Source organism: uncultured Microbacterium sp., assembly GCF_900078385.1.
In the GTDB taxonomy this organism is placed as follows: domain Bacteria; phylum Actinomycetota; class Actinomycetes; order Actinomycetales; family Microbacteriaceae; genus Microbacterium.
In genome coordinates this window covers 30407-52457 of the sequence record NZ_FLQR01000010.1, presented here as the reverse complement: position 1 = coordinate 52457, position 22051 = coordinate 30407, and the positions used below count along the sequence as shown (strand labels likewise).

The following is a 22051-nucleotide window of genomic DNA, read 5'->3' as shown; positions in this document are numbered from 1 at the left end:
CCCCACCGCCAAGCGATACCGCTCGGATATCGCTCAGGATAGGGCGTGCGGGTGCCGCCCGCGAGGGCGGGCGACAGTTCCGGTCGGCCGGCCGCGCTCAGCGGTCGAAGCCCTCCGCGATGAGCTCGATCAGCTCTTCCCGCTCCTCGACGGAGAGGAACGCGGCGGCCGCGGCGTTCAGCTGGAAGGCCTCGAGGTCCTCCAGCGTGTACTCGAACGCGTCGGCGAGGAGCTTCAGCTCGCGCGTGAGCGACGTGCGGCTCATCGTGCGGTTGTCGACGTTCACCGTCACCGAGAAGCCCAGCTGGTAGAGCAGGTCGAACGGGTGGTCCTCCAGCTGCGTGCCCCAGCGCGTGATCGCGCCGGTCTGCAGGTTGGACGACGGCGACAGCTCGAGCGGGATCTCCCGGTCGCGCACCCAGCGGGCGAGGTCGCCGAACTGCACGAAGACCTCTTCGCCCTTCTCCTGCACGACGTCGAGGTCCTCCGCGATGCGCACCCCGTGGCCGAGGCGCAGCGCGCGTCCGTCGATGAGGGCCGAGCGGATGGAATCCAGGCCCGCAGCCTCGCCGGCGTGCACCGTGACGGGGAAGAACTCCGACGCGAGGTAGTCGAAGGCGGCGCGGTGGTTCGAGGGCGGGAAGCCGTCCTCGGGGCCGGCGATGTCGAAGCCGACGGCGCCGCGGCCGCGGTGCGCGACGGCGAGCTCGGCGATCTCGAGCGACCGATCGGTGTGGCGCATCGCCGTGATGAGCTGGCCGACGCGGATCGCCTTGCCGCCCGCGTCGACGGCATCCTCACCCTCTTCGATGCCCTCCTGCACGGCCTGCACGGCCTCGTCGAGGGAGAGTCCCCGCGCGAGGTGCTGCTCGGGCGCCCAGCGCACCTCGCCGTAGATCACGCCGTCCGCGGCCAGGTCCTCGACGAATTCGCGCGCGACGCGGCGGAGCCCGTCGCGGGTCTGCATGACGGCGGTCGTGAGGTCGAACGTCTTCAGGTACTCCACGAGCGAGCCGGAGTCGCTCTGGTCCTCGAACCAGTCGGCGAGGTCGTCGGCGTCGGTGCTGGGCACATCCAGGCCGATCTCGGCGGCCAGCTCGATGATCGTCTGGGGGCGCAGCGCACCGTCGAGGTGGTCGTGGAGCGACACCTTCGGCAGACTCTGGATGCGGACGCCCTGCAGGGTCGCGTCGGCGTGCGTGTCGGTTGCCATGGGGGTGGGGCTCCTTCTCAAGCGGTGGTGCAGTCAGACGGTGAGGCCGTCAGGCGGTCCGTCAGGCGGTGAGGCCGTCAGGCGGTCCGTCAGGCGGTGATGCGCTCGAGGACGAGCGGAGTGGATGCCGGAGCCTCCGCGCCGATCGTCCACGCGTCGTCGAGCGCGTCGAGGGCGCGCGCGAAACGGGTCTCATCGTCGGCGAGCAAGGTGAACAGCGCCTGTCCTGCGACGACCCGGTCGCCGGGCTTGACGTGCAGGTCGATGCCGGCCGCGTGGATGACCGGGTCCTGGGCGCGGGCGCGTCCGGCGCCCAGGCGCCACGCCGCCACCCCGAAGGGCAGGGCCTCCAGGCGCGTCACGACGCCGTCGGCGTCGGCCGTGACGGTGTGCGTCTCGCGGGGCTGGGGCAGCGCGGCGTCGGGGTCGCCGTCCTGCGCGCGGATCATCTCGCGCCACGCGTCCATGGCGCGCCCGTCGCGGAGCGCCGCGTCGACGTCGGCGTCGGGCTGGCCGGCGAGGGCGAGCATCTCCCGCGCGAGCGCGACGGTGAGCTCGACGACGTCGGCCGGGCCGCCGCCGGCGAGCACGTCGACGGACTCGCGCACCTCGTTGGCGTTGCCGATCGCCAGGCCCAGCGGCGTGTTCATGTCGGTGAGCAGCGCGGTCGTGGCCACGCCCGAGTCGGTGCCGAGCGCGACCATCGTGCGGGCGAGCTCGCGGGCGCGGTCGACGTCCTTCATGAACGCACCGGAGCCGAACTTCACGTCCAGGACGAGCGAGTCGGTGCCCTCGGCGATCTTCTTGCTCATGATGCTGGAGGCGATGAGCGGGATGGCCTCGACGGTGCCGGTCACGTCGCGCAGCGCGTAGAGCTTCTTGTCGGCGGGGGCGAGACCCGAGCCGGCGGCGCAGATGACGGCGCCGACGCCGCGGAGCTGCGCGACGAGCTCGTCGTTGCTGAGGGCGGCGCGCCAGCCCGGGATGGACTCGAGCTTGTCGAGCGTCCCGCCGGTGTGGCCGAGCCCGCGGCCGGAGAGCTGCGGCACCGCGACGCCGAAGGACGCGACGAGGGGGGCCAGCGGCAGCGTGATCTTGTCGCCGACCCCGCCGGTGGAGTGCTTGTCGACGGTGCGCTTGCCGAGACCGGCGAAGCTCATCCGCTCCCCGGAGGCGATCATGGCGTCCGTCATGACCCGGATCTCGTCGCGCTGCATCCCGTTGAGGAGGATCGCCATCGCGAACGACGCCATCTGCGCGTCGGCGACGTAGCCGCGCGTGTACGCGTCGATCATCCAGCGGAGGGCGTCCTCGGGGACCGCTCCCCCATCGCGCTTGGTGCGGATGACGTCGACGGCGTCGAACGGCTCGACGCTCATCGCGCGGCCTCGAGGTCGCGCGGCCCGAACGCGTCGGGCAGGACCTCGTCGATCGTGCGGATGCCGGACACGGTCTCCAGCAGCATCCCGGGCAGCGCGAATTCGTACAGCAGCTGCCGGCAGCGACCGCACGGCATGATCGTCTCGCCGTCGTTGTTCACGCACACGAACGCGACGAGCTCGCCGCCGCCGGACATGTGCAGGTCGCCCACGAGGGCGCACTCCGCGCACAGCCCCACGCCGTAGGACGCGTTCTCCACGTTGCAGCCGGACACGATGCGTCCGTCGCTCACGAGCGCTGCGGCGCCCACCTTGTAGCGGGAGTACGGAGCGTACGCGCGGCGCATGGCGTCGGTCGCGACGTGGCGCAGCTGGTCCCAGTCGATGTCGGTCATGTCATCCCTTGATGTACGGCTTGCCGGATGCCGCCGGCCCGCGGATCTGCCCGGCGAATCCCGCGACGGCGAGGATCGTCACGACGTAGGGCAGCATGAGCATGAACTCGCTGGGGATCGGGGTCTTCAGGATCGTCAGCAGGTTCTGCAGGTTGGTCGCGAAGCCGAAGAGCAGCGCCGCGAGGGTGGCCCGGATGGGATCCCACCGACCGAAGATCACGGCGGCCAAGGCGATGAAGCCGAGACCCGCGGTCATCTCCTTGCCGAACTGCGGCACGGAGACGAGCGTGAAGTACGCCCCGCCCACGCCGGCGATGGCGCCGGCGAGCGTCACGTTCCAGAAGCGGGTCGCGTTGACCTTGACGCCGACGGTGTCGGCGGCCTGCGGGTGCTCACCCACGGCGCGCAGCCGCAGTCCCCACCGCGTGCGGTACAGGCCCCACGCGACGACGGCCACCGTGATGTACATCAGATACACGATGAAGGTCTGGTTGAACAGGACCGGGCCGAGGATCGGGATGTCGCTCAGGAGCGGAATCTCGATGCGGCCGAACCGCTCGGGGCGGTTCAGCTCGATCTCGTTCGGCACGAGCAGCGCGCCGTAGAGGAAGCCGGTGAGTCCGGTCACCAGCACGTTGAGCACGACACCGACGATGACCTGGTCGACGAAGTACTTGATCGCGAACGCCGCCAGCACGAGCGAGACCAGGACGCCGCCGATCATGGCGCCGACGAGGCCCACGAACGGGTTGCCGGTGATGCTGGACAGCAGCGCGGCGGAGAAGGCGCCCAGGAGCAGCTGGCCCTCGATGGCGACGTTGACGACGCCGACCCGTTCGCCGATCACGCCGCCGAGGGCGCCGAAGACGAGCGGCACCGAGAGGGAGACGGCCCCGAACAGCAGACTCGACACGGGGACGAGGCCGCCGGCGGCCGCCCACACGAGGAAGGCGAAGACGCCGACGACGCCGAAGACCGCGGTGAGCCACAGCGGCGTCCGGCGGTAGGACCAGGCCACCCACGCGGCCCAGAGGGCGAGGACGACGAGCACGGCCAGCAGGATCCAGCTGGTCGTCGCGGTCGGCAGTCCGACCTCGGGCAGCGGGATCGCGGACGACGGGTCGCCGAGCCGGAAGGTGGAGACGCCGTCGCGGGGAGCGAAGGCGAACAGCGCGCCGAGGAGCACGATGACGACGCCGAACACGATCGGCACCTTGAACTGGCGCTCCTTGACGACGGCGAGCTGGATCGTGCCGTCGTCCGCTTCGAGCGTGGATGTGGGCGCGCTCATGCCGCCACCGCCTTCTTCGCGGCCTTGGCTCGCGCCTTGGACGCCTTCTCGACTTCGGTCTTGGGGAGGAAGAACACCGCGCGCAGCAGCGGCGGCGCGGCGATGAAGAGCACGATGAGCGACTGGACGACGAGCACGATGTCGACGGGGATGCCCTGCGCCTGCATCGAGAACGACCCCGCCTTGAGCGCGCCGAACAGGATGCCGGCCGCGAACGTCCCCCACGCCCGGCTCCGGCCGAGGAGCGCCACGGTGATGGCGTCGAACCCGATGCCGGCGTCGATCGTGGCGCCGAAGCCGGTGACCACGGTGCCCTGGATCTGGTTCATGGCGGCAAGTCCCGCCAGTCCGCCGGCGAAGAGCATCGCGTAGACGTAGAGCCGTTCGACGTTGATGCCCGCGGCACGTGCCGCGTGCGGGTTCTCACCCACGGCGCGCAGACGGAGTCCGAGGCTCGACCGTTCGATCAGCCACCAGACGAACACGGTCGCCAGCAGCACGACCACGAAGCCCCAGTCCAGGGCGGGGAACAGCGGACCGAGCAGCTCGGGGAACTGGGCCGACGCCGGCGTCGGCTTCGTCTGGGGCTGGTTGCTGCCCGTCATCTGCAGGAGCCCGGGGCTGCGCAGCATCCACAGCAGGAGGTAGAACGCGACGTAGTTGAGCATGATCGTGAGGATCACCTCGTGCGCGCCCGTCTTCGCCTTCAGGAGACCGACCAGTCCGCCCCACAGCGCCCCGCCGACGATGCCGGCGACGAGCGTGATCGGCAGGTGGAGCCACATGGGCAGGTCGAGGTTGAACGCGAACAGCCCGGCGAACATCGCACCGATGAGCATCTGGCCGCGGGCACCGATGTTGAACAGTCCCACGCGGAACGCGAGGGCGACACCGAGGCCGGCGGCGATCAGCGGGGCCGCGAAGCCGAGCGAGTTGGTGATGGGGCGGATCTGCGCCTCGAAGCTCGGCGCGCGCGGGTTGAACACCGCGCCGCGGAAGAGCGCCTCGTAGCCGTTGTAGACGGCGTTCCAGATCGCCACGATCGTGTCGCCCGGGCGCGAGAAGAAGTAGCCCGCGGCCGCCTGCACGGCCTCATTGGTGATCGCGATCAGCACGCCGCCGACGATCATCGCCAGCACGATCGCGAGGAACGTCGTGACGGCGCTGCCGCGCATCAGGTCCCGGAAGAAGACGTTGGAGCGCGGTGGGGCGGGCACCTGCTCCCCGGTCAGCGGACCGGTGGCCGGCGGCAGCTGCTCGGTGGGGCGCGCCGCGTCGTCGGCGCCGGGCGTCGAACCGCTCATGCGGTCACCTCCGGTTCGGTTGCGCCGGCCATCATGAGGCCGAGGGCCTCGCGCGGGGTGTCGCCGGGGACGATGCCCACGATCGTCCCGCGGTACATGACCGCGATCCGGTCCGCGAGTGCGGTGACCTCGTCCAGCTCGGTGGACACCACGACGACGGGGATGCCGGCATCCCGCGTCTCGATGATGCGCTTGTGGATGAATTCGATGGAGCCGACGTCGACGCCGCGGGTGGGCTGGGCGGCGACGAGCAGCTTGAGATCACGGCTCATCTCGCGTGCGATGACGACCTTCTGCTGGTTGCCGCCGGAGAGCGTTCCGGCCGGGGTCTGGGCGCCCTGCGTGCGGATGTCGAACTCGGTGATCCGCTCCCGGGCGAACTCGTCGAGCACGCCGCGGCGGATGGTGCCGAAGGTCGAGAACGCCGGGTCGGTGGAGCGGTCGAGGATGAGGTTCTCGGCGACGGTGAATCCGCCCACCAGCCCGTCCTCCGTGCGGTCCTCGGGGACGAACCCGACGCCGGACTCGAGGATGCCGCGGACGCTCTTGCCGACGAGCTCCTCCCCGCCCAGGCGGATGGATCCCTCGGTGCGCACCGCGAGGCCGACGATGGCCTCGACGAGTTCGGTCTGACCGTTGCCCTGGACGCCGGCGACGGCGAGCACCTCGCCCGGCCGGACGTCGAAGCTCACGTCGTCGACGACGATGGCCCCGGTGGCGGTGAGGACGCGGAGATCGCGGACCTCCAGGCCGCCCTCGCGGATCTGCGGGGGTGCCTTGTGGACGGTGAGCTCGACGGCGCGGCCGACCATGAGCGAGGCGAGCTCGGCGTTGGTGGCGGTGGGCGAGGCCTCCCCCACGACCTTGCCCAGGCGGATGACGGTGATCCGGTCGGCGACCTCGCGGACCTCGCGGAGCTTGTGGGTGATGAAGACGATGGAGGTGCCCTCGTCGCGGAGCTGGCGCATGATCGCCATGAGCTCGTCGGTCTCCTGCGGTGTGAGCACCGCGGTCGGCTCGTCGAACACGAGCACCTTCGCGTCGCGCGAGAGCGCCTTGATGATCTCGACGCGCTGCTGCACACCGACCGGGAGGTCGCCCACGAGCGCGTCGGGGTCGATCTGGAATCCGAAGCGGTCGGCGACGGCTTTCACGTGCTGGCGGGCCTTCTGCAGGTCGAGGCGGCCGAGGCCCTTCGTGTCCTCGTGGCCGAGCATGACGTTCTCGGCGACGGTGAAGACGGGGATCAGCATGAAGTGCTGGTGGACCATGCCGATGCCGGCCGCCATCGCGTCACCCGGTCCGCGGAAGTGCTGGACGACGTCGTCGAGCAGGATCTCCCCGTCGTCGGCGGTGTAGAGGCCGTACAGCACGTTCATGAGCGTGGACTTGCCGGCGCCGTTCTCGCCGAGGAGAGCGTGGATCTCCCCCGACTGGACCACGAGATCGATGTGGTCGTTGGCGACGAGGCTGCCGAATCTCTTCGTGATTCCGCGGAGCTCGAGCTTCATATCAGCACCTTATCCGGCACCTGCTCCCCGGCGGGAGGGCACCATCGATGTGTCGTCCGGACGACACTCGGGGCGAGCCGCTTGCGCTGGCCCGCCCCGAGTGGTGTTCCGTTCAGATCACGGGGAGTTCGGCGACTCCACCGTGATGTCGCCGGCGATGATCGACTCCTGGAGGGCGGCGATCTCGTCGAGCAGGCCATCGGGCAGCTGCGACTCGAAGTCGTGGAAGCTCGAGAGCTTGACACCCTCGTTGTCCAGCGTGCCGACGTACGGAGCCGGGTCGAAGTCGCCCGCGGCGGCGGCGATGGTCGCGTCGTGGACGGCCACGTCGATCGCCTTCATGATCGACACCAGCGTGATGTCGGTGACGCTCGTGTCGGCGACGGCGAGGTCGCTGTCGACACCGAGCATGAGGGTCTCCTCACCGCTGTCGGCGATGGCCGCGGCAGCGCTCTGGTAGACCGGGCCGCCGACGGGCAGGAGCACGTCGACACCCTGGTCGAGCACACCCTGGGCCGTCTGCTTGGCGGTGTCGTTCGCGTCGAAGGCGCCGGTGAACGAGCCCTTCTGCGTCGCCATGTCCCAGCCGAACAGCTGGACGGAGGCGCCCTTGTCCTCGTTGTACTTCTCGACACCGAGCTGGTAGCCGTCCATGAACACGGCGACCGACGGGATCTGCATGCCGCCGAAGGTGCCGACCTTGTTCACACCGGACTCCGCCGACCACGCCGCAGCGGCGTAGCCGCCGAGGTACGCGGCCTCGGCCGTGTTGAAGACGAGCGGCTTGATGTTCGGAGCATCGGGGGCGCCGTCGTAGATCGGGTCACCGGCGTCGTCGACCTGCGTGCCGTCGGCGTAGTCGTCGATGATCGCGAACTGCAGGTCGGGGTTGGCGGTCGCTGCGGCGACGGTCGCGGCGGCCAGCTTGAAGCCGACGGCGATGATGAACGTGCAGCCCTCGGAGACAGCGGTCTCCATGTTGGGCGCGTAGTCGTTGTCGTTGGCCGACTCGAACTCGAGCGGCTCGACGCCGAGCTCCTCGGCGGCCTGGTCCATGCCGTTCTTGGCGGACTCGTTGAACGACTTGTCGTTCCAGCCGCCGGCGTCGGAGATCAGGCAGGGCAGGAAGCCGTCGACGACGGTGGGGGCCTCGCCGCTGGGTGCGCTGGTCGGGTTCGCCTCGGGAGCGGTGCCGCAGCCGGCGAGGGCGGCGATCAGCAGCGCCGTGCCCGCGATGCCGGCGAGCTTCTGGGTGGTCGAGATGGTCAATGCAGCCTCCATTGATGACCGCGGACTTCGCGGGATCAGATGAAAGCTACCTAGTGTGACGCCTCGTTTGCACCCTGCGCGACCGTGTGAGAGGGAATGGTTACAAAGACGCAATGAACCCGTCACGCAGGTGGCATCCTGCGCACTCCGCGAGGGCTCAGAGGACGTCGCCGCGACCGGTGAGCTTCAGCGCATCCACGACGCCCTTGACCCGCTGCGCGTGCTCGCTCGTCGTCACCAGGAGCGCGTCGGGCGTGTCGACGACGACGATGTCCTTCACGCCGATCAGGCTGATGACCCGCTGCGTGTGGCTGATGACGATGCCGCTCGCGGCATCGGAGAGGATGCGGGCGTTCTCGCCAAGGATGGCGAGGTCGTTCTTGCGGCCGCCGGAGTTCAGCTTGGCGAGGCTCGCGAAGTCGCCGACGTCGTCCCAGTCGAAGTGCCCGGGCACGACGGCCAGGCGGCCCTTCAGCGCGGCGGGCTCGGCGACGGCGTAGTCGATGGCGATCTTCTCGAGGTTCGGCCACACGCGGTCCACGACCGGCCCGCGACGCTCGCGGTCGTCCCACGCCTCGGCGAGCTCCATCAGTCCCGCGTGCAGGGCGGGGTTGTTCGCCTCGATCTCGGCAAGGAGCACGTCCGCGCGGGAGATGAACATCCCGGCGTTCCACAGGAAGTCGCGCGAGGCGACATACTCCTTGGCCGTGTCGAGGTCGGGCTTCTCGACGAAGCGCTCGACCAGCGCCGCCTCCGGCGCACCGTCGACCGCGAGCATCCCGGCCTTCTTGATGTATCCGAATCCGACCGAGGGCTCCGTCGGGGTGATGCCGATCGTGCAGATGTAGCCTTCGCGGGCGACCGCGACGGCTTGCTGGACGGCCCAGTGGAAGACAGGCAGCACCCGGATGACGTGGTCGGCCGCGAACGAGCCGATGATGACGTCGGGCTCGCGCCGGTGCAGGATCGCCGCGGCCAGGCCGATGGCGGCCGCGGAGTCGCGCGGCTCGGACTCGAGGAACACATTCATGTCGGGGATGCCGGGCAGCTGGTCCTCGACGGCGGCGCGGTGCGCGCGGCCCGTGACGACGGCGATCCGGTCGGCGCCGGCGAGCGGTTCGAGGCGATCCCACGTGTCCCGCAGGAGCGAGCGGCCGGAGCCGGTCAGGTCATGGAGGAACTTGGGAGCGTCCGCGCGCGACAGGGGCCACAGCCGGCTGCCGACGCCGCCGGCCGGGATGACCGCGTAGAAGTCTTCGATCTTGTCCACCATGCCCCCGACCCTATCGGGCGGCCCCGTGGCCGACCTGTGGAGATCTCTCGATGTCGAGAGAACTTAGGTGGGCCTTCGTCGCCTCCCCCGCGGGGACGGGAATAGGATGAACGGAGCGCCCGTGTGCGGCGATGAGGCCCGAACTCCCCCCGGGGAGGACGGTCACCCCGTCCGGCAGAGGCGCCCGTTCACACCAAGGGAGGACGACCGTGTCTGCACCAGCACGCGTCACACCGTCGGTAAGCCAGACCACATCCCGGACCCCGCGCGGCACGCTGTACCGCGGTCGAGAGGGAATGTGGTCGTGGGTGCTGCACCGCGTCACCGGCGTCGCCATCTTCTTCTTCCTGCTCGTCCACGTCCTCGACACGGCACTGATCCGCTTGTCGCCCGAGGCCTACGACGCCGTCATCGGGACCTATAAGAACCCGATCATGGGGCTCGGCGAGGTCGCGCTCGTGGCGGCGATCGTCTACCACGCGTTCAACGGCCTCCGCATCATCGCCGTCGACCTGTGGCCGTGGGCCACGCGCCACCAGCGCCAGCTGTGGTGGGGCGTCCTGGGCCTGTGGGCGGTGACGACGCTCGGCTTCGCCGCGCGACACATCCCGATCGTCTTCTCGCAGCTCGGAGGGGGACACTGATGACCGCCGACACCCTGGCCGCGCCCCGCACGCCGAAGCCGCGCAAGAGCGGCCCGAACCTGGAGAAGTGGGGCTGGATCTACATGCGCGCCTCCGGCGTGCTGCTGATCGTCCTGATCTTCGGCCACCTCTTCGTCAACCTGATGGTCGGCGAAGGCATCCACGGCATCGACTTCGCGTTCGTCGCCGGCAAGTTCGCGACGCCGTTCTGGCAGTGGTGGGACGTGCTGATGCTGTGGCTCGCCCTCATCCACGGCGCCAACGGCATGCGCACGATCGTCAACGACTACGTGCACGGCGAGCGCATCCGCACGGTCCTGGTCTGGGCGCTCTGGCTGGCCTCCGGGTTCCTGATCCTCCTGGGCACCCTCGTGGTGTTCACGTTCGACCCGTGCCTGGGCATCGAGAACAGCACGACGGACTGGCTGATCGAGATGTGCGCCGCGCAGTGATCTCCAGAACAGTGACCTCCAGAGCAGTGATCTCCAGAGCAGTGATCTCCAGAGCAGTGACGGCCGCGACAGTGACGACGACGAAGCAGAAGACGAAGGCATCCCACACGTGAGCACCCAGACCGCAGCCACCGTCGTCAAGGACGGCGTCCACTACCACGAGTTCGACATCGTCATCGTCGGTGCCGGCGGCGCCGGCATGCGTGCCGCGATCGAAGCGGGCCCCGGAGCGAAGACCGCCGTGATCTCCAAGCTGTACCCGACGCGCTCGCACACCGGTGCCGCGCAGGGCGGCATGGCGGCGGCCCTCGCGAACGTCGAAGAGGACTCCTGGGAGTGGCACACCTTCGACACCGTCAAGGGCGGCGACTACCTCGTCGACCAGGATGCCGCGGAGATCCTCGCCAAGGAGGCCATCGACGCCGTCATCGACCTCGAGAACATGGGGCTGCCGTTCAACCGCACCCCCGAGGGCAAGATCGACCAGCGCCGCTTCGGCGGGCACACGGCCGACCACGGCAAGACCCCCGTGCGCCGCGCGTGCTACGCGGCGGACCGCACCGGCCACATGATCCTGCAGACGCTGTTCCAGAACTGCGTCAAGCTCGGCATCAACTTCTTCAACGAGTTCTACGTGCTCGACCTCATCACGGTGAAGGACGAGGCCGGGAAGACCCAGGTCGCGGGCGTCGTCGCCTACGAACTGTCCACCGGCGACCTGCACGTCTTCCACTCGAAGGCCGTCATCTTCGCCACCGGCGGGTTCGGCAAGATCTTCAAGACGACCTCCAACGCCCACACCCTCACGGGCGACGGCGTCGGGGTCGTGTGGCGGAAGGGCCTGCCCCTGGAGGACATGGAGTTCTTCCAGTTCCACCCGACCGGCCTCGCCGGTCTCGGCATCCTGCTCACCGAGGGCGCGCGCGGTGAGGGCGCGATCCTCCGCAACGCCTCCGGCGAGCGCTTCATGGAGCGCTACGCCCCGACCATCAAGGACCTCGCCCCGCGTGACATCGTCTCGCGCTGCATGGTGCAGGAGGTCGCCGAGGGCCGCGGCGCGGGACCGCACCGCGACTACGTGCTGCTGGACTGCACGCACCTGGGCGCCGAGGTCCTGGAGACCAAGCTCCCCGACATCACGGAGTTCGCCCGCACCTACCTCGGCGTCGACCCGGTCGTCGAGCCCGTCCCGGTCATGCCGACCGCGCACTACGCGATGGGCGGCATCCCCACCAATGTCGACGCGCAGGTGCTGAGCGACAACACCACCGTCGTCCCCGGTCTCTACGCCGCGGGCGAGTGCGCGTGCGTCTCGGTGCACGGCTCGAACCGCCTGGGCACCAACTCGCTCCTCGACATCAACGTGTTCGGGAAGCGCGCCGGCCGCAACGCGGTCGAGTACGTCCAGACGGCGGAGTTCGTCCCGATGCCCGAGGACCCGGCCCGTGAGGTGCGGGAGCTGCTCGAGGGCCTGCGCAACAACGCCGGGACCGAGCGCATCGCGGTGCTCCGCAAGACGCTGCAGGACGAGATGGACCGCAAGGCGCAGGTGTTCCGCACCGACGAGTCCCTGTCCGAGGTCATGGACGTCATCGCGGACCTCCGCGAGCGCTACCGCAACGTCCACGTCGACGACAAGGGCAAGCGGTTCAACACCGACCTGCTCGAGGCGGTCGAGCTCGGCTTCCTGCTCGACATCGCCGAGGTCGTCGTCGTAACCGCCCGCAACCGCAAGGAGAGTCGCGGCGGCCACATGCGCGACGACTACCCCAAGCGCGACGACGAGAACTACATGCAGCACACGATGGCGTACCTCTCCGGGGATGCGGGATCCTCGCACCCGGAGGACCACATCCGCCTGGACTGGAAGCCCGTCGTGATCACGCGCTACCAGCCGATGGAGAGGAAGTACTGATGACGATCGTCGCCCCCGACGCGGCCGCGCCCGCCGAGCAGACCAACGACACCGGCATCCAGTCGTTCCTCGTCACGTTCATCATCCGGAGGTTCGATCCGGAGATCGACGCCGAGCCGCGCTGGGTGGACTACGACGTCGAGCTCTACGCGACCGACCGCGTCCTGGATGCGCTGCACAAGATCAAGTGGGAGGTCGACGGCTCGCTGTCGTTCCGCCGCTCGTGTGCGCACGGCATCTGCGGCTCCGACGCCATGCGCATCAACGGGCGCAACCGGCTCGCGTGCAAGACGCTCATCAAGGACCTCGACATCTCGCAGCCGATCTACGTCGAGGCGATCAAGGGCCTGCCGCTGGAGAAGGACCTCATCGTCGACATGGAGCCGTTCTTCGCCTCCTACCGCGAGGTGCAGCCGTTCCTCATCGCGAACTCGACGCCCGAGCCCGGAAAGGAGCGCGTGCAGTCGATCGCCGACCGCGCGATCTTCGACGACACCACGAAGTGCATCCTGTGCGCCGCGTGCACCTCGTCGTGCCCCGTGTTCTGGACGGACGGCCAGTACTTCGGCCCCGCCGCGATCGTCAACGCGCACCGCTTCATCTTCGACTCGCGCGATGACGCCGGCGACGTGCGCCTCGACATCCTCAACGACAAGGAAGGCGTGTGGCGCTGCCGCACGACCTTCAACTGCACCGAGGCGTGCCCGCGCGGCATCGAGGTGACCAAGGCGATCGCCGAGGTCAAGCAGGCGGTCCTGCGCGGCTGAGGCCGTGCGGATGCCCTCCCGCACCCCGGCTGGCTAGGGTGTGAGCGTGTCCGACCCCGCTTCCGGCGACCCCGCACCGCACGCCCCGCATCGGGTCGCCGCGGCCGCGCGCGCCGAAGAGGAGAGCCTGCGCGTCCGGTGGGAGGCGCGCCAGACCGCGCTGCGGCAGCGGTTCGACGCGCCGATCAGCCGCGCCACGGCGCTCACGCGGCGCACGCTGGGCTGGTTCCCCGTCCGGGTCTGGCGGCATTTCCTGCAGCACAACGGCTTCCTGCTGTCCGCCGGAGTGAGCTATCAGGCGCTGTTCGCGTTCTTCGCGGCCATCTACGTGGCCTTCGCGGCGGTGGGGCTCTGGCTCGGCGGCAGCCCGACGGCGGTCCGCGGACTCATCGAGGTGATCAACTCCTACATCCCCGGACTCATCGGCGACGCCGACGACGGGCTCATCTCCCATGCGCAGGTGGAGCAGATCACGAGCGGCAACTCCGGCGTCCTCGCCGTCACGGGCGCCATCGCGCTCGTCGCGGCGGCGTGGACGGCCATCGGGTTCGTGACCTTCGCGCGGCGGGCGGTGCGCGACATCTTCGGCCTCCCCTACGACAGCCGGTCGTACGTGCTGCTGAAAGCACGGGACCTCCTCGCCGCCGTCGCCTTCGGGTCGGCGCTCGTCGTGGGCTCGGTCCTCAGTCTCGTCGGCACGTGGTCGCTGCGGACCGTCCTGTCGCTGTTCGGCTTCGGGACCGACTCGTACCTCTACAACGGGACCGTCCAGGTCCTGTCCGTCCTCGTCTCGCTTCTCATCAACGCCGCGGCGCTGGCAGCCCTGTTCTGGTTCCTCACCGGGACGTCGCGGCGGTGGCGGACGATCTGGCCCGGGGCGCTCGTCGGCAGCATCGCGATCACGCTCCTGCAGCTCGCGGCCGGGCTCCTCCTCGCGTACACGCCGACCAATCCCCTGCTGGCGACCTTCGCGATCTTCGTGGGACTCCTGGTGTGGTTCCGCGTGATGGGCATCGCGACGCTCGTCTCGGCGGCGTGGATCGCCGTCACGGCGAAGGACGAGAACGTGCCGCTGCTGGAGAAGTCCGAGGCCGACCGCCTGCGCGAGGAGCACGAGGCGCTGCTGCTCGCCGCGCGCGTGCGGCTGCGGACCGCCGAGGAGGCGCACGCCGCCGCCCCGTGGTACCGGCGCTGGTGGGCCGATCGGGCGGTCGGTCAGGCCAGCGACGAGCTCGCCGAGGTGATCGCCGCCGCCCCCGCCCCGCCCCGCCGTCGCGGCTCCCTGCTGGAGTGAGGCTGTCCGGGGCCCTGGCTAGGCTTGACCGGTGACCCGCACGCTCCGCATCGCCACCGTCAACGTCAACGGCATCCGCGCCGCCGCCCGCAAGGGGATGATGCCGTGGCTCGAGGCAGCGGCCGTCGACGTCCTCACACTGCAGGAGGTGCGCGCCGAGGCCGCCGACCTCGCGGCCGCCCTCCCGGGCTGGCACATCGTCAACGACGAAGCCGTGGCGAAGGGTCGCGCGGGCGTCGCCATCGCGACCCGGGAGCCGCTGGAGATCTGGCGGACCGAGCTCGGCGACGACACCCTCGACTCGAAGGGACGCTGGGTCGAAGCCGACATCGACGTCGACGGCGAGACCGTGACCGTCGTGAGCGCCTACGTCTTCACGGGCGAGGCCGACACCGAGCGCCAGCTCGCGAAGTACGCCTTCCTCGACGCCATGGAGTCCCGGATGCCGCAGCTCGGCGCCGGCCTCGCGCTCATCACCGGCGACCTGAACGTCGGGCACCGCGAACTCGACATCCGCAACTGGAAGGGCAACGTCAAGAAGGCCGGCTTCCTCCCCCGCGAGCGCGCCTACTTCGACCGGTTCCTGGGACGCGCGGGCGAGACCGTGACCGGTGTCGACGGGTCTGAGGGGCCGGGCCTCGGCTGGGTCGACATCGGCCGCACGTTCCACGGCGAGATCGACGGTCCGTACACGTGGTGGTCGAACCGTGGCAAGGCGTTCGACAACGACACCGGGTGGCGCATCGACTACCACCTGGCTTCCCCGGCCCTCGCCGAGCGCGTCACGGCGTACACCGTGGTCCGCGCCCCCTCGTGGGACACCCGGTGGAGCGACCACGCGCCCGTCGTCGCCGACTACGCCGTGGGCCTGCCCGTCGCGGGCTGAGTCCGGGCGGCCGCGGCGGTCACCGGCTCGGCTGCACCTCCCTGGCCGCATCCTTCTCCGCGAGCTTCGCCGCGATACGCAGCCACGTCTGGACGACGGTGTCGGGGTTCAGCGACATCGACTCGATCTGCTGCGCGACGAGCCACTCGGCGAGGTCCGGGTGGTCGGACGGACCCTGACCGCAGATGCCGATGTACTTCCCCCGACGCCGGCACGCGTCGATCGCCATCTGGAGCACCCGCAGCACGGCGGGGTCGCGCTCGTCGAAGGTCGCCGCGACGAGCGCCGAGTCGCGGTCCAGACCCAGGACGAGCTGGGTCATGTCGTTGGAGCCGATCGAGAACCCGTCGAAGACGTCGAGGAACTCGTCGGCCAGCAGCGCGTTGGACGGCACCTCGCACATCATCACGACCTCGAGTCCGTTCTCGCCGCGGCGCAGCCCGTTCTCCGCGAGCAGCTCCACCACCGCCGCACCCTCGGCCACCGTGCGCACGAACGGGATCATGATCTTCAGGTTGGTCAGACCCATCTCATCCCGCACGAACCGCAGCGCCTCGCACTCCATGTCGAAGCACGCGCGGAAGTCGGGCGACACGTAGCGGGATGCGCCGCGCCAGCCCATCATCGGGTTCTCCTCGTGCGGCTCGTAGCGGTCGCCGCCCAGGAGGTTGGCGTACTCGTTGGTCTTGAAGTCGCTCATCCGCACGATGACGGGCCACGGCGCGAACGCGGCGGCGATCATCGAGACCCCCTCGGCGATCCGCTGCACGAAGTACTCCCGGGGGTTCGGGTACGCCGCCGTCATCCGGTCGACCTCCTCGCGCACCTCGGCCGGCAGGCTGTCGCGCTCCAGCAGCGCCCGCGGGTGCACCCCGATCTGCCGGTTGATGATGAACTCGAGACGGGCCAGGCCCACCCCGCGGTGCGGCAGCTTCGAGAAGCTGAACGCCTGATCGGGGGTGCCGACGTTCATCATGATCTTCACGGGGATCTCGGGCATGGCGTCGAGGTGCGTCTCCTCCTCGGCGACGTCGAGGATCCCGTCGTAGACGAAGCCGTCGTCGCCCTCCGCGCAGGAGACGGTCACGTCGGTGCCGTCGCGGAGCGTGCGCGTCGCGTACCCCGTGCCGACGACGGCGGGGATGCCGAGCTCGCGCGCGATGATCGCGGCGTGACACGTGCGCCCGCCGCGGTTCGTGACGATCGCGGAGGCCCGCTTCATGATGGGCTCCCAGTCCGGGTCGGTCATGTCGGCCACGAGCACGTCGCCGGGCTGGAACCGGTCCATGTGCGCGATGCTCTCCAGCACCCTGACCGGACCGGCGCCCACCCGCTGCCCGATCGCGCGGCCGGTGACGAGCACGGTGCCGCGCTCCTTCAGCACGAACCGGCGCAGGATCGCGCCGTCGTCGCGCGACACCACCGTCTCCGGTCGAGCCTGCAGGATGTACAGCTTGCCGTCGACGCCGTCCCGGGCCCACTCGATGTCCATCGCGCGGCCGTAATGGTCCTCGATCACCAGGGCGTGCCGGGCGAGCTCGTGCACCTCGGCATCCGTGATGCTGAAGTGCACACGATCGGCCGCGGGGACGTCGACGAACTCGGTCGACGAACCGGCCGCGGTGCCCGCGGTGTACCGCATCGCGACGGCCTTCTCCCCGACCTGCCGCTTGAGGATCGCGGGGCGGCCCTCGCGCAGGCTCGGCTTGTAGACGTAGAACTCATCCGGGTTGACGGCGCCCTGCACGACGGCCTCGCCGAGTCCGTACGCGCTCGTGATGAACACCGCACGGTCGAACCCGGACTCGGTGTCCACTGTGAACATGACGCCGGAGGCACCGACGTCCGCGCGCACCATGCGCTGGACGCCGGCGGAGAGCGCGACGTCGAAGTGGTCGAAGCCGTGGTGCACGCGGTACGCGATCGCGCGGTCGTTGTAGAGCGAGGCGAACACGTGGTGCACCGCCTGCACGATGTTGTCGACGCCGCCGATGTTGAGGAAGGTCTCCTGCTGCCCCGCGAAGGACGCGTCCGGGAGGTCTTCGGCCGTCGCGCTGGAGCGGACGGCCCACGTGACGCGGTCCGGGTCGGGGTCGGCGGCGAGGAGCTGCGCAAACGCCTCCCGGATGTCGCGGTCCAGCGCCGGCGGGAACGGCTGCTCCTCGATCCACTGCCGCACCTGCGCGCCGACACGGGCGAGCTCGGCGACATCGTCGATGTCGAGCGCGCCGACCGCGGTCTGGATGCGCCCGGCGAGGTCGTCGGTCTCCAGGAACGTGCGGTACGCGTCGGCCGTCGTCGCGAAGCCCCCCGGCACCCGCACGCCGGCGTCGGCGAGCTCGGAGACCATCTCCCCGAGCGACGCGTTCTTGCCGCCCACCTGGGGCAGGTCGGCCATGCCGATCTCGTGGAACCACAGGATGTTGGTCATGTCACTGTCTCCTCGAATCAGGACCGTCACGTCCGCAGCTTCATGGTCTGCATGATGACGGCCGACATCTCCTCGACGCTTTTCGTCGAGGAATTCAGGAACGGGATGCGGTGGCGCCGGTACAGCTCCTCGGCGCGACGCAGCTCGAGGGTGCACTGGGCGAGGCTCGCGTATCGCGAGCTGGGCCGGCGTTCGTGACGCACCTGGCTGAGGCGCAGCGGCGTCGTGGTCAGCCCGAAGCACCGCGCGGCGTACCGCGCGACGGTGCGCGGAAGCCCCTCGGTGGGGAAGTCGTCGTCGGTGAGCGGGTAGTTGGCGACGAGGAGGCCGTACTGCAGCGCCAGGTACATCGTCGTGGGGGTCTTCCCGCACCGGCTCGGCGCGATGACGATGACGTCGGCGAGGTCGAGCGCACGCGCGCTCTGCCCGTCGTCGTGCTCGATCGCGTACTCCACCGCGCGCATCCGCGCGTGGTACTTCTCGAGGTCTCCGACGCCGTGGTACTGGCCGAGCTGCTCGGATGCCGTTGTGCCGAGTGCGCGCTCGAGTTCGACCAGGTGACCCGCGAGCAGGTCGATCGTGACCGCGGGCGCCGCCGCCAGCAGCGCGCGCAGCGACGCCTGCTTGACGGTCGTGAAGATGATGGGGCCCTGGCCGGCGGCCGCGGCGCGCTCGACCTCGGCGACGACCGCCGCGGCGCGCGACGCGGTGTCGACGAACGGGATGGTGTGATGGTCGAACGCGATGCCGGGGAAATTCACCAGCAGCGCGCTGCCCAGCGTCTCGGCCGTGATCCCGGTGCTGTCGGAGACGAAGAAGGCCGCACGGCGCGGCGGAGCAACCGGCGTCGCGCCGGTACCCAGAGGCGCAGTGGAGTCGATCATCGTCCGACTTCCGGTCGGTGCGGCGGTCCTTGCCGCACCCTTCACGGTACTCCCGGGACGGGGGAGCGCGCGGCTACGGGCCGTGCATAACCCGACGCCCGGCGCCGGCCCGCGGCGCGGGTGCCGGCATCCGCGCCCGTAGGATTGTCCGGTGAGCAAACCCCGCCTGTACTCCGGTATGCAACCCTCCGCCGATTCCCTCCAGATCGGCAACTACATCGGGGCGCTCATGCAGTGGCGGGACCTGCAGGAGTCCTACGACGCCTACTTCTCGGTGGTCGACCTGCACGCCCTGACGCAGCCGAACGACCCGTCGGAGCTGCGCGAGAAGACGCGCCGCACGGCCGCGCAGTACATCGCCGCCGGCATCGAGCCGTCGAAGTCGACGCTCTACGTGCAGTCGCATGTCCGCGCGCACGCCGAGCTCGCGTGGATCCTCTCCACGATCACCGGCTTCGGCGAGGCGTCGCGGATGACGCAGTTCAAGGACAAGTCGCAGCGCTACGGCGCCGATGCCACGAATGTGGGCCTCTTCACCTACCCGGTGCTCATGGCCGCCGACATCCTGCTGTACCAGAGCGACATCGTGCCGGTGGGCGACGACCAGAAGCAGCACGTCGAGCTGACCCGCGACCTCGCGGAGCGGTTCAACGCCCGCTACGGCGAGGCCTTCCGGGTGCCGATCCCCGTCATCCAGCAGGACACCGCGCGCATCTACGACCTGCAGCTGCCGACGGCGAAGATGTCGAAGTCCGCCGAGTCGGATGCCGGCGTCCTGTGGCTGCTCGATGACCCCGCCCTGTCGGCGAAGAAGATCATGCGGGCCGTGACCGACTCCGAGGGTTCGGTGCGGTACGACCGCGAGGCCAAGCCCGGGGTGTCGAACCTGCTGGTCATCTACGCCGCCCTCACGGGCCGGCAGATCCCGGCGATCGAGGACGAGTACGCGGGCCGCGGCTACGGCGACTTCAAGAAGGGTCTCGCCGAGGTCGTCGTGGAGGAGTTCGGCCCGGTGCGCCGGCGCGCGCTCGAGCTGCTGGACGACCCCGCCGAGCTCGACCGCGTCCTCGCAGCCAACGCCGCCCGCGCCGACGAGGTCGCCGACAAGACCCTCGCCGACGTCTACGACAAGATGGGCCTCCTCCGCCGCGTCTGAGGCGTTGAGGTCTCGGCCTGACCGATGCCGCCGCGCGCGGCGCGGCTGCCGAGGCCCGGGGTGCCGCAACTCCGCCTGAGCGGGCGTCCGGCCACTCGCGGCGGCCGATGCGCCTGGGCGCTGGCGGAGTTGGTGGACGTCCGCCCGTCCGCGTGCGGCGAAACGGGGGGACTCAGGACACCCGGCAGCGGCGGTGCGCGGAGCTGAGTCCGCGCAACGCGGCGACGACCTCCTCGGGCCGGTAGAGGACCTGCGCGGCAGTGAACCGCAACGACGTGCAGCCCCGCGCGGCCAAGGCGGCGTCGCGTGCGCGGTCCTTGACCTGCTGCGCCCAGGACTCGTGGAACTCCTTGCTGTCGCACTCGACGACGAGCCACCCGTCGATGACCAGGTCGACGCGGCCCACGCCCTCGAAGAAGACCTGGAGCTCGACCCGGCAGCCGAGCGAGCGGGCGATCAGTCGCACGAGGGTCTCCGTGCCGGACTCCGCCCGCCCGTCGACGAGTCTGCGGAGTACCGCGAATCTGCGCGGCAGCGCCGCGAAGATCTCGGCGATCTCGACCTCGCCGATGAGCCTCAAGTGGAGGGCACTGTCGAGGGATGCCACCGCGTAGCGCGCCGGCTGGCATCGCACGGCGTGCACGAGCGCGTCGACGATGTCGACGCACGCGCTGTGCCCGCGGTCCGATCGGATGAGCGGCATCCAGTGGACCCGGCTCGCGCGAATCCGGCGCGCTTCGAGCGGTCGGGCCGGATTCGTCGCTGAGCGCAACCGGCTCGCGCCGCGGACGACGTGTACGTGGGTGACCGTGTTCGTGTGGACGAAGACGCCGAGCAGCTGCAGCAGACTGAGGCAGGTCAGCCGGCCGCCCACGCGCACCGCCTCCAGGAGCGCGGGCGGGGCCGATGCCGTCAGGTACCTGTCGCGCCGGGCGCGGACGATGTGTCCGCTGGTGAGCGCCGCAGCGAGCGTCCGGCGGGAGAAGCCCGCGGCGACGAGGTCGGCGCGAGTGGCGAAGTCGTAAGGGCCGATCATCCGGACACGGTGGCCGGACCGCCCGGCCCGATGGACACCGGGGTCACGATCCGGGGAGAGCGAGGACGGCCCGTCCGGATGGGGAGGAGGCGGCGCCCGGCACGATCCGGCCGCCGGACCTGTGCCGTGACTCCGCCTCACAGCGCCGATTCCGGTCGTTCGTCCGGGCCGGTGGCCGCGGAGGCGGAGTTGTGGCACGCGAGGGGGTCGCGGGGCTCCGCCCGCGTGCGCGCGGGCGGGCGGGAAGGGACCGTGTCACGCCGTGCACTCGTGCAACAACTCCGCCGATGCGGGGGGCATGGACGCGACACGACGACCGCGAACCCGTCAAGGCGGAGTTGCGGCGCGTGCGTCGTCGATAGGGTGACGGGATGGAACCGGTGACGCTGACCACGGCGCGACTCGTACTCTCCCCGCCGACCGATGCCGACGTCGACGCCATCTTCGGGGCCTGCCAGGACCGCGACATCCAGCGGTACACGACGGTGCCCCAGCCGTACGAGCGCGAGCACGCCGTCGGCTTCGTGGCCAAGAGCGCGCAGTGGTGGGAGTCCGGCTCGGAGGCGACCTGGGCGATCCGGCTGAACGGCGCCCTGACCGGGATGGTGGGCCTGCACCACCTCGGGCGCGGCGACGCCGAGATCGGCTACTGGATGGCCTCCGCCTACCGCAAGAAGGGCCTCCTCACCGAGGCGTGCCGGGCCGTCGTCGACTGGGGGTTCTCGACCGACGGCCTCGGCCTCGCGCGCATCGAGTGGCGGGCCGTCGTCGGCAACACCGCCTCGGCGCGGGCCGCCCGCACCCTCGGCTTCCGGTACGAGGGGCTCATCCGCGCGGCCCTCGCCAACGGCGCCGGCCGCCGCGACGACGGCTGGATCGCGGGGCTCCTCCCCCGCGACGACCGCGAACCCCAGCAGTGGGACGTGCTCGGGGACTGACCCGAGGTCGGCA

At 70.2% G+C, this 22051-nt stretch carries 19 protein-coding genes; 8 read left to right on the top strand and 11 right to left on the bottom strand.

Translation table 11 applies throughout. The features are described 5' to 3' along the window. Nucleotides 1-97: 97 nt before the first annotated feature. The 8 genes from QZL85_RS12720 to QZL85_RS12685 form a co-directional block, all read right to left on the bottom strand. Complete coding sequence (locus tag QZL85_RS12720) at nt 98-1213, bottom strand: adenosine deaminase (RefSeq protein WP_295577283.1); 1116 nt, start codon at nt 1211-1213, stop codon at nt 98-100. Nucleotides 1214-1302: 89 nt separating this feature from the next. Beyond that, nucleotides 1303-2592, bottom strand: a complete 1290-nt coding sequence (locus QZL85_RS12715) for a thymidine phosphorylase (RefSeq protein ID WP_295577281.1) — start codon at nt 2590-2592, stop codon at nt 1303-1305. Beyond that, a complete protein-coding gene (locus QZL85_RS12710; RefSeq protein ID WP_295577279.1) occupies nt 2589-2987 on the bottom strand; it encodes a cytidine deaminase in 399 nt (132 codons plus the stop codon). Before QZL85_RS12710 ends, QZL85_RS12715 begins: the two co-directional genes overlap by 4 nt. Before the next feature lies 1 nt (nt 2988). Beyond that, nucleotides 2989-4278: an ABC transporter permease gene (locus tag QZL85_RS12705; protein WP_295577276.1), complete on the bottom strand. Its 1290-nt coding sequence runs from the start codon at nt 4276-4278 to the stop codon at nt 2989-2991. Continuing rightward, nucleotides 4275-5582 carry an ABC transporter permease gene (locus QZL85_RS12700; protein WP_295577274.1) on the bottom strand — a complete coding sequence of 436 codons (1308 nt, stop codon included), beginning with the start codon at nt 5580-5582 and terminating at the stop codon, nt 4275-4277. The genes QZL85_RS12705 and QZL85_RS12700 overlap by 4 nt, the downstream gene beginning before the upstream one ends. Next, nucleotides 5579-7093, bottom strand: coding sequence for an ABC transporter ATP-binding protein (locus QZL85_RS12695; RefSeq protein ID WP_295577272.1), 1515 nt, complete (start codon nt 7091-7093; stop codon nt 5579-5581). Before QZL85_RS12695 ends, QZL85_RS12700 begins: the two co-directional genes overlap by 4 nt. Nucleotides 7094-7210: 117 nt before the next feature. Next, the gene (locus tag QZL85_RS12690; protein WP_295577270.1) at nt 7211-8362 is read right to left on the bottom strand and encodes a BMP family protein; all 1152 of its coding nucleotides are present in this window, start codon (nt 8360-8362) and stop codon (nt 7211-7213) included. Nucleotides 8363-8519: 157 nt separating this feature from the next. After that, nucleotides 8520-9635 (bottom strand): mannose-1-phosphate guanylyltransferase, encoded by a 1116-nt coding sequence (locus tag QZL85_RS12685; RefSeq protein WP_295577268.1) that lies wholly within the window; start codon nt 9633-9635, stop codon nt 8520-8522. Between the two features lie 209 nt (nt 9636-9844). On the opposite strand from QZL85_RS12685, the gene sdhC reads away from it, so the two are divergent. The 6 genes from sdhC to QZL85_RS12655 all read left to right on the top strand — a co-directional run bounded on the left by sdhC (nt 9845) and on the right by QZL85_RS12655 (nt 15593). Continuing rightward, nucleotides 9845-10279 (top strand): succinate dehydrogenase, cytochrome b556 subunit, encoded by a 435-nt coding sequence (gene sdhC / locus QZL85_RS12680; RefSeq protein ID WP_295577266.1) that lies wholly within the window; start codon nt 9845-9847, stop codon nt 10277-10279. Next, nucleotides 10279-10731, top strand: a complete 453-nt coding sequence (locus QZL85_RS12675) for a succinate dehydrogenase hydrophobic membrane anchor subunit (protein WP_295577264.1) — start codon at nt 10279-10281, stop codon at nt 10729-10731. The genes sdhC and QZL85_RS12675 overlap by 1 nt, the downstream gene beginning before the upstream one ends. Before the next feature lie 109 nt (nt 10732-10840). Further along, the gene (gene sdhA, locus QZL85_RS12670; RefSeq protein WP_295577262.1) at nt 10841-12646 is read left to right on the top strand and encodes a succinate dehydrogenase flavoprotein subunit; all 1806 of its coding nucleotides are present in this window, start codon (nt 10841-10843) and stop codon (nt 12644-12646) included. Further along, nucleotides 12646-13413, top strand: a complete 768-nt coding sequence (locus QZL85_RS12665; RefSeq protein ID WP_295577260.1) for a succinate dehydrogenase iron-sulfur subunit — start codon at nt 12646-12648, stop codon at nt 13411-13413. The genes sdhA and QZL85_RS12665 overlap by 1 nt, the downstream gene beginning before the upstream one ends. Nucleotides 13414-13459: 46 nt before the next feature. Further along, nucleotides 13460-14707 (top strand): YihY/virulence factor BrkB family protein, encoded by a 1248-nt coding sequence (locus QZL85_RS12660; protein ID WP_295577258.1) that lies wholly within the window; start codon nt 13460-13462, stop codon nt 14705-14707. Nucleotides 14708-14738: 31 nt separating this feature from the next. Further along, nucleotides 14739-15593, top strand: coding sequence for an exodeoxyribonuclease III (locus QZL85_RS12655; RefSeq protein ID WP_295577256.1), 855 nt, complete (start codon nt 14739-14741; stop codon nt 15591-15593). 19 nt (nt 15594-15612) lie between these two features. Here the strand turns inward: QZL85_RS12655 and ppsA are convergent, their stop codons facing one another. Together ppsA and ppsR are read right to left on the bottom strand one after the other, a co-directional pair. Next, nucleotides 15613-18024 (bottom strand): phosphoenolpyruvate synthase, encoded by a 2412-nt coding sequence (ppsA, locus tag QZL85_RS12650; protein ID WP_295577254.1) that lies wholly within the window; start codon nt 18022-18024, stop codon nt 15613-15615. Nucleotides 18025-18050: 26 nt separating this feature from the next. Further along, nucleotides 18051-18908: a pyruvate, phosphate dikinase/phosphoenolpyruvate synthase regulator gene (gene ppsR / locus QZL85_RS12645; protein ID WP_295577252.1), complete on the bottom strand. Its 858-nt coding sequence runs from the start codon at nt 18906-18908 to the stop codon at nt 18051-18053. Between the two features lie 151 nt (nt 18909-19059). On the opposite strand from ppsR, the gene trpS reads away from it, so the two are divergent. Then, nucleotides 19060-20064, top strand: coding sequence for a tryptophan--tRNA ligase (gene trpS, locus QZL85_RS12640; RefSeq protein ID WP_295577250.1), 1005 nt, complete (start codon nt 19060-19062; stop codon nt 20062-20064). Nucleotides 20065-20236: 172 nt separating this feature from the next. Here trpS and QZL85_RS12635 read toward each other — a convergent pair whose 3' ends face one another. Beyond that, nucleotides 20237-21100 carry a DUF559 domain-containing protein gene (locus tag QZL85_RS12635; protein ID WP_295577247.1) on the bottom strand — a complete coding sequence of 288 codons (864 nt, stop codon included), beginning with the start codon at nt 21098-21100 and terminating at the stop codon, nt 20237-20239. 371 nt (nt 21101-21471) lie between these two features. Here QZL85_RS12635 and QZL85_RS12630 point away from each other — a divergent pair, with 371 nt between their 5' ends. Next, entirely contained in the window at nt 21472-22038 is a 567-nt protein-coding gene (locus tag QZL85_RS12630) for a GNAT family N-acetyltransferase (protein ID WP_295577244.1), read from the top strand. The last annotated feature ends 13 nt before the right edge of the window (nt 22039-22051 follow it).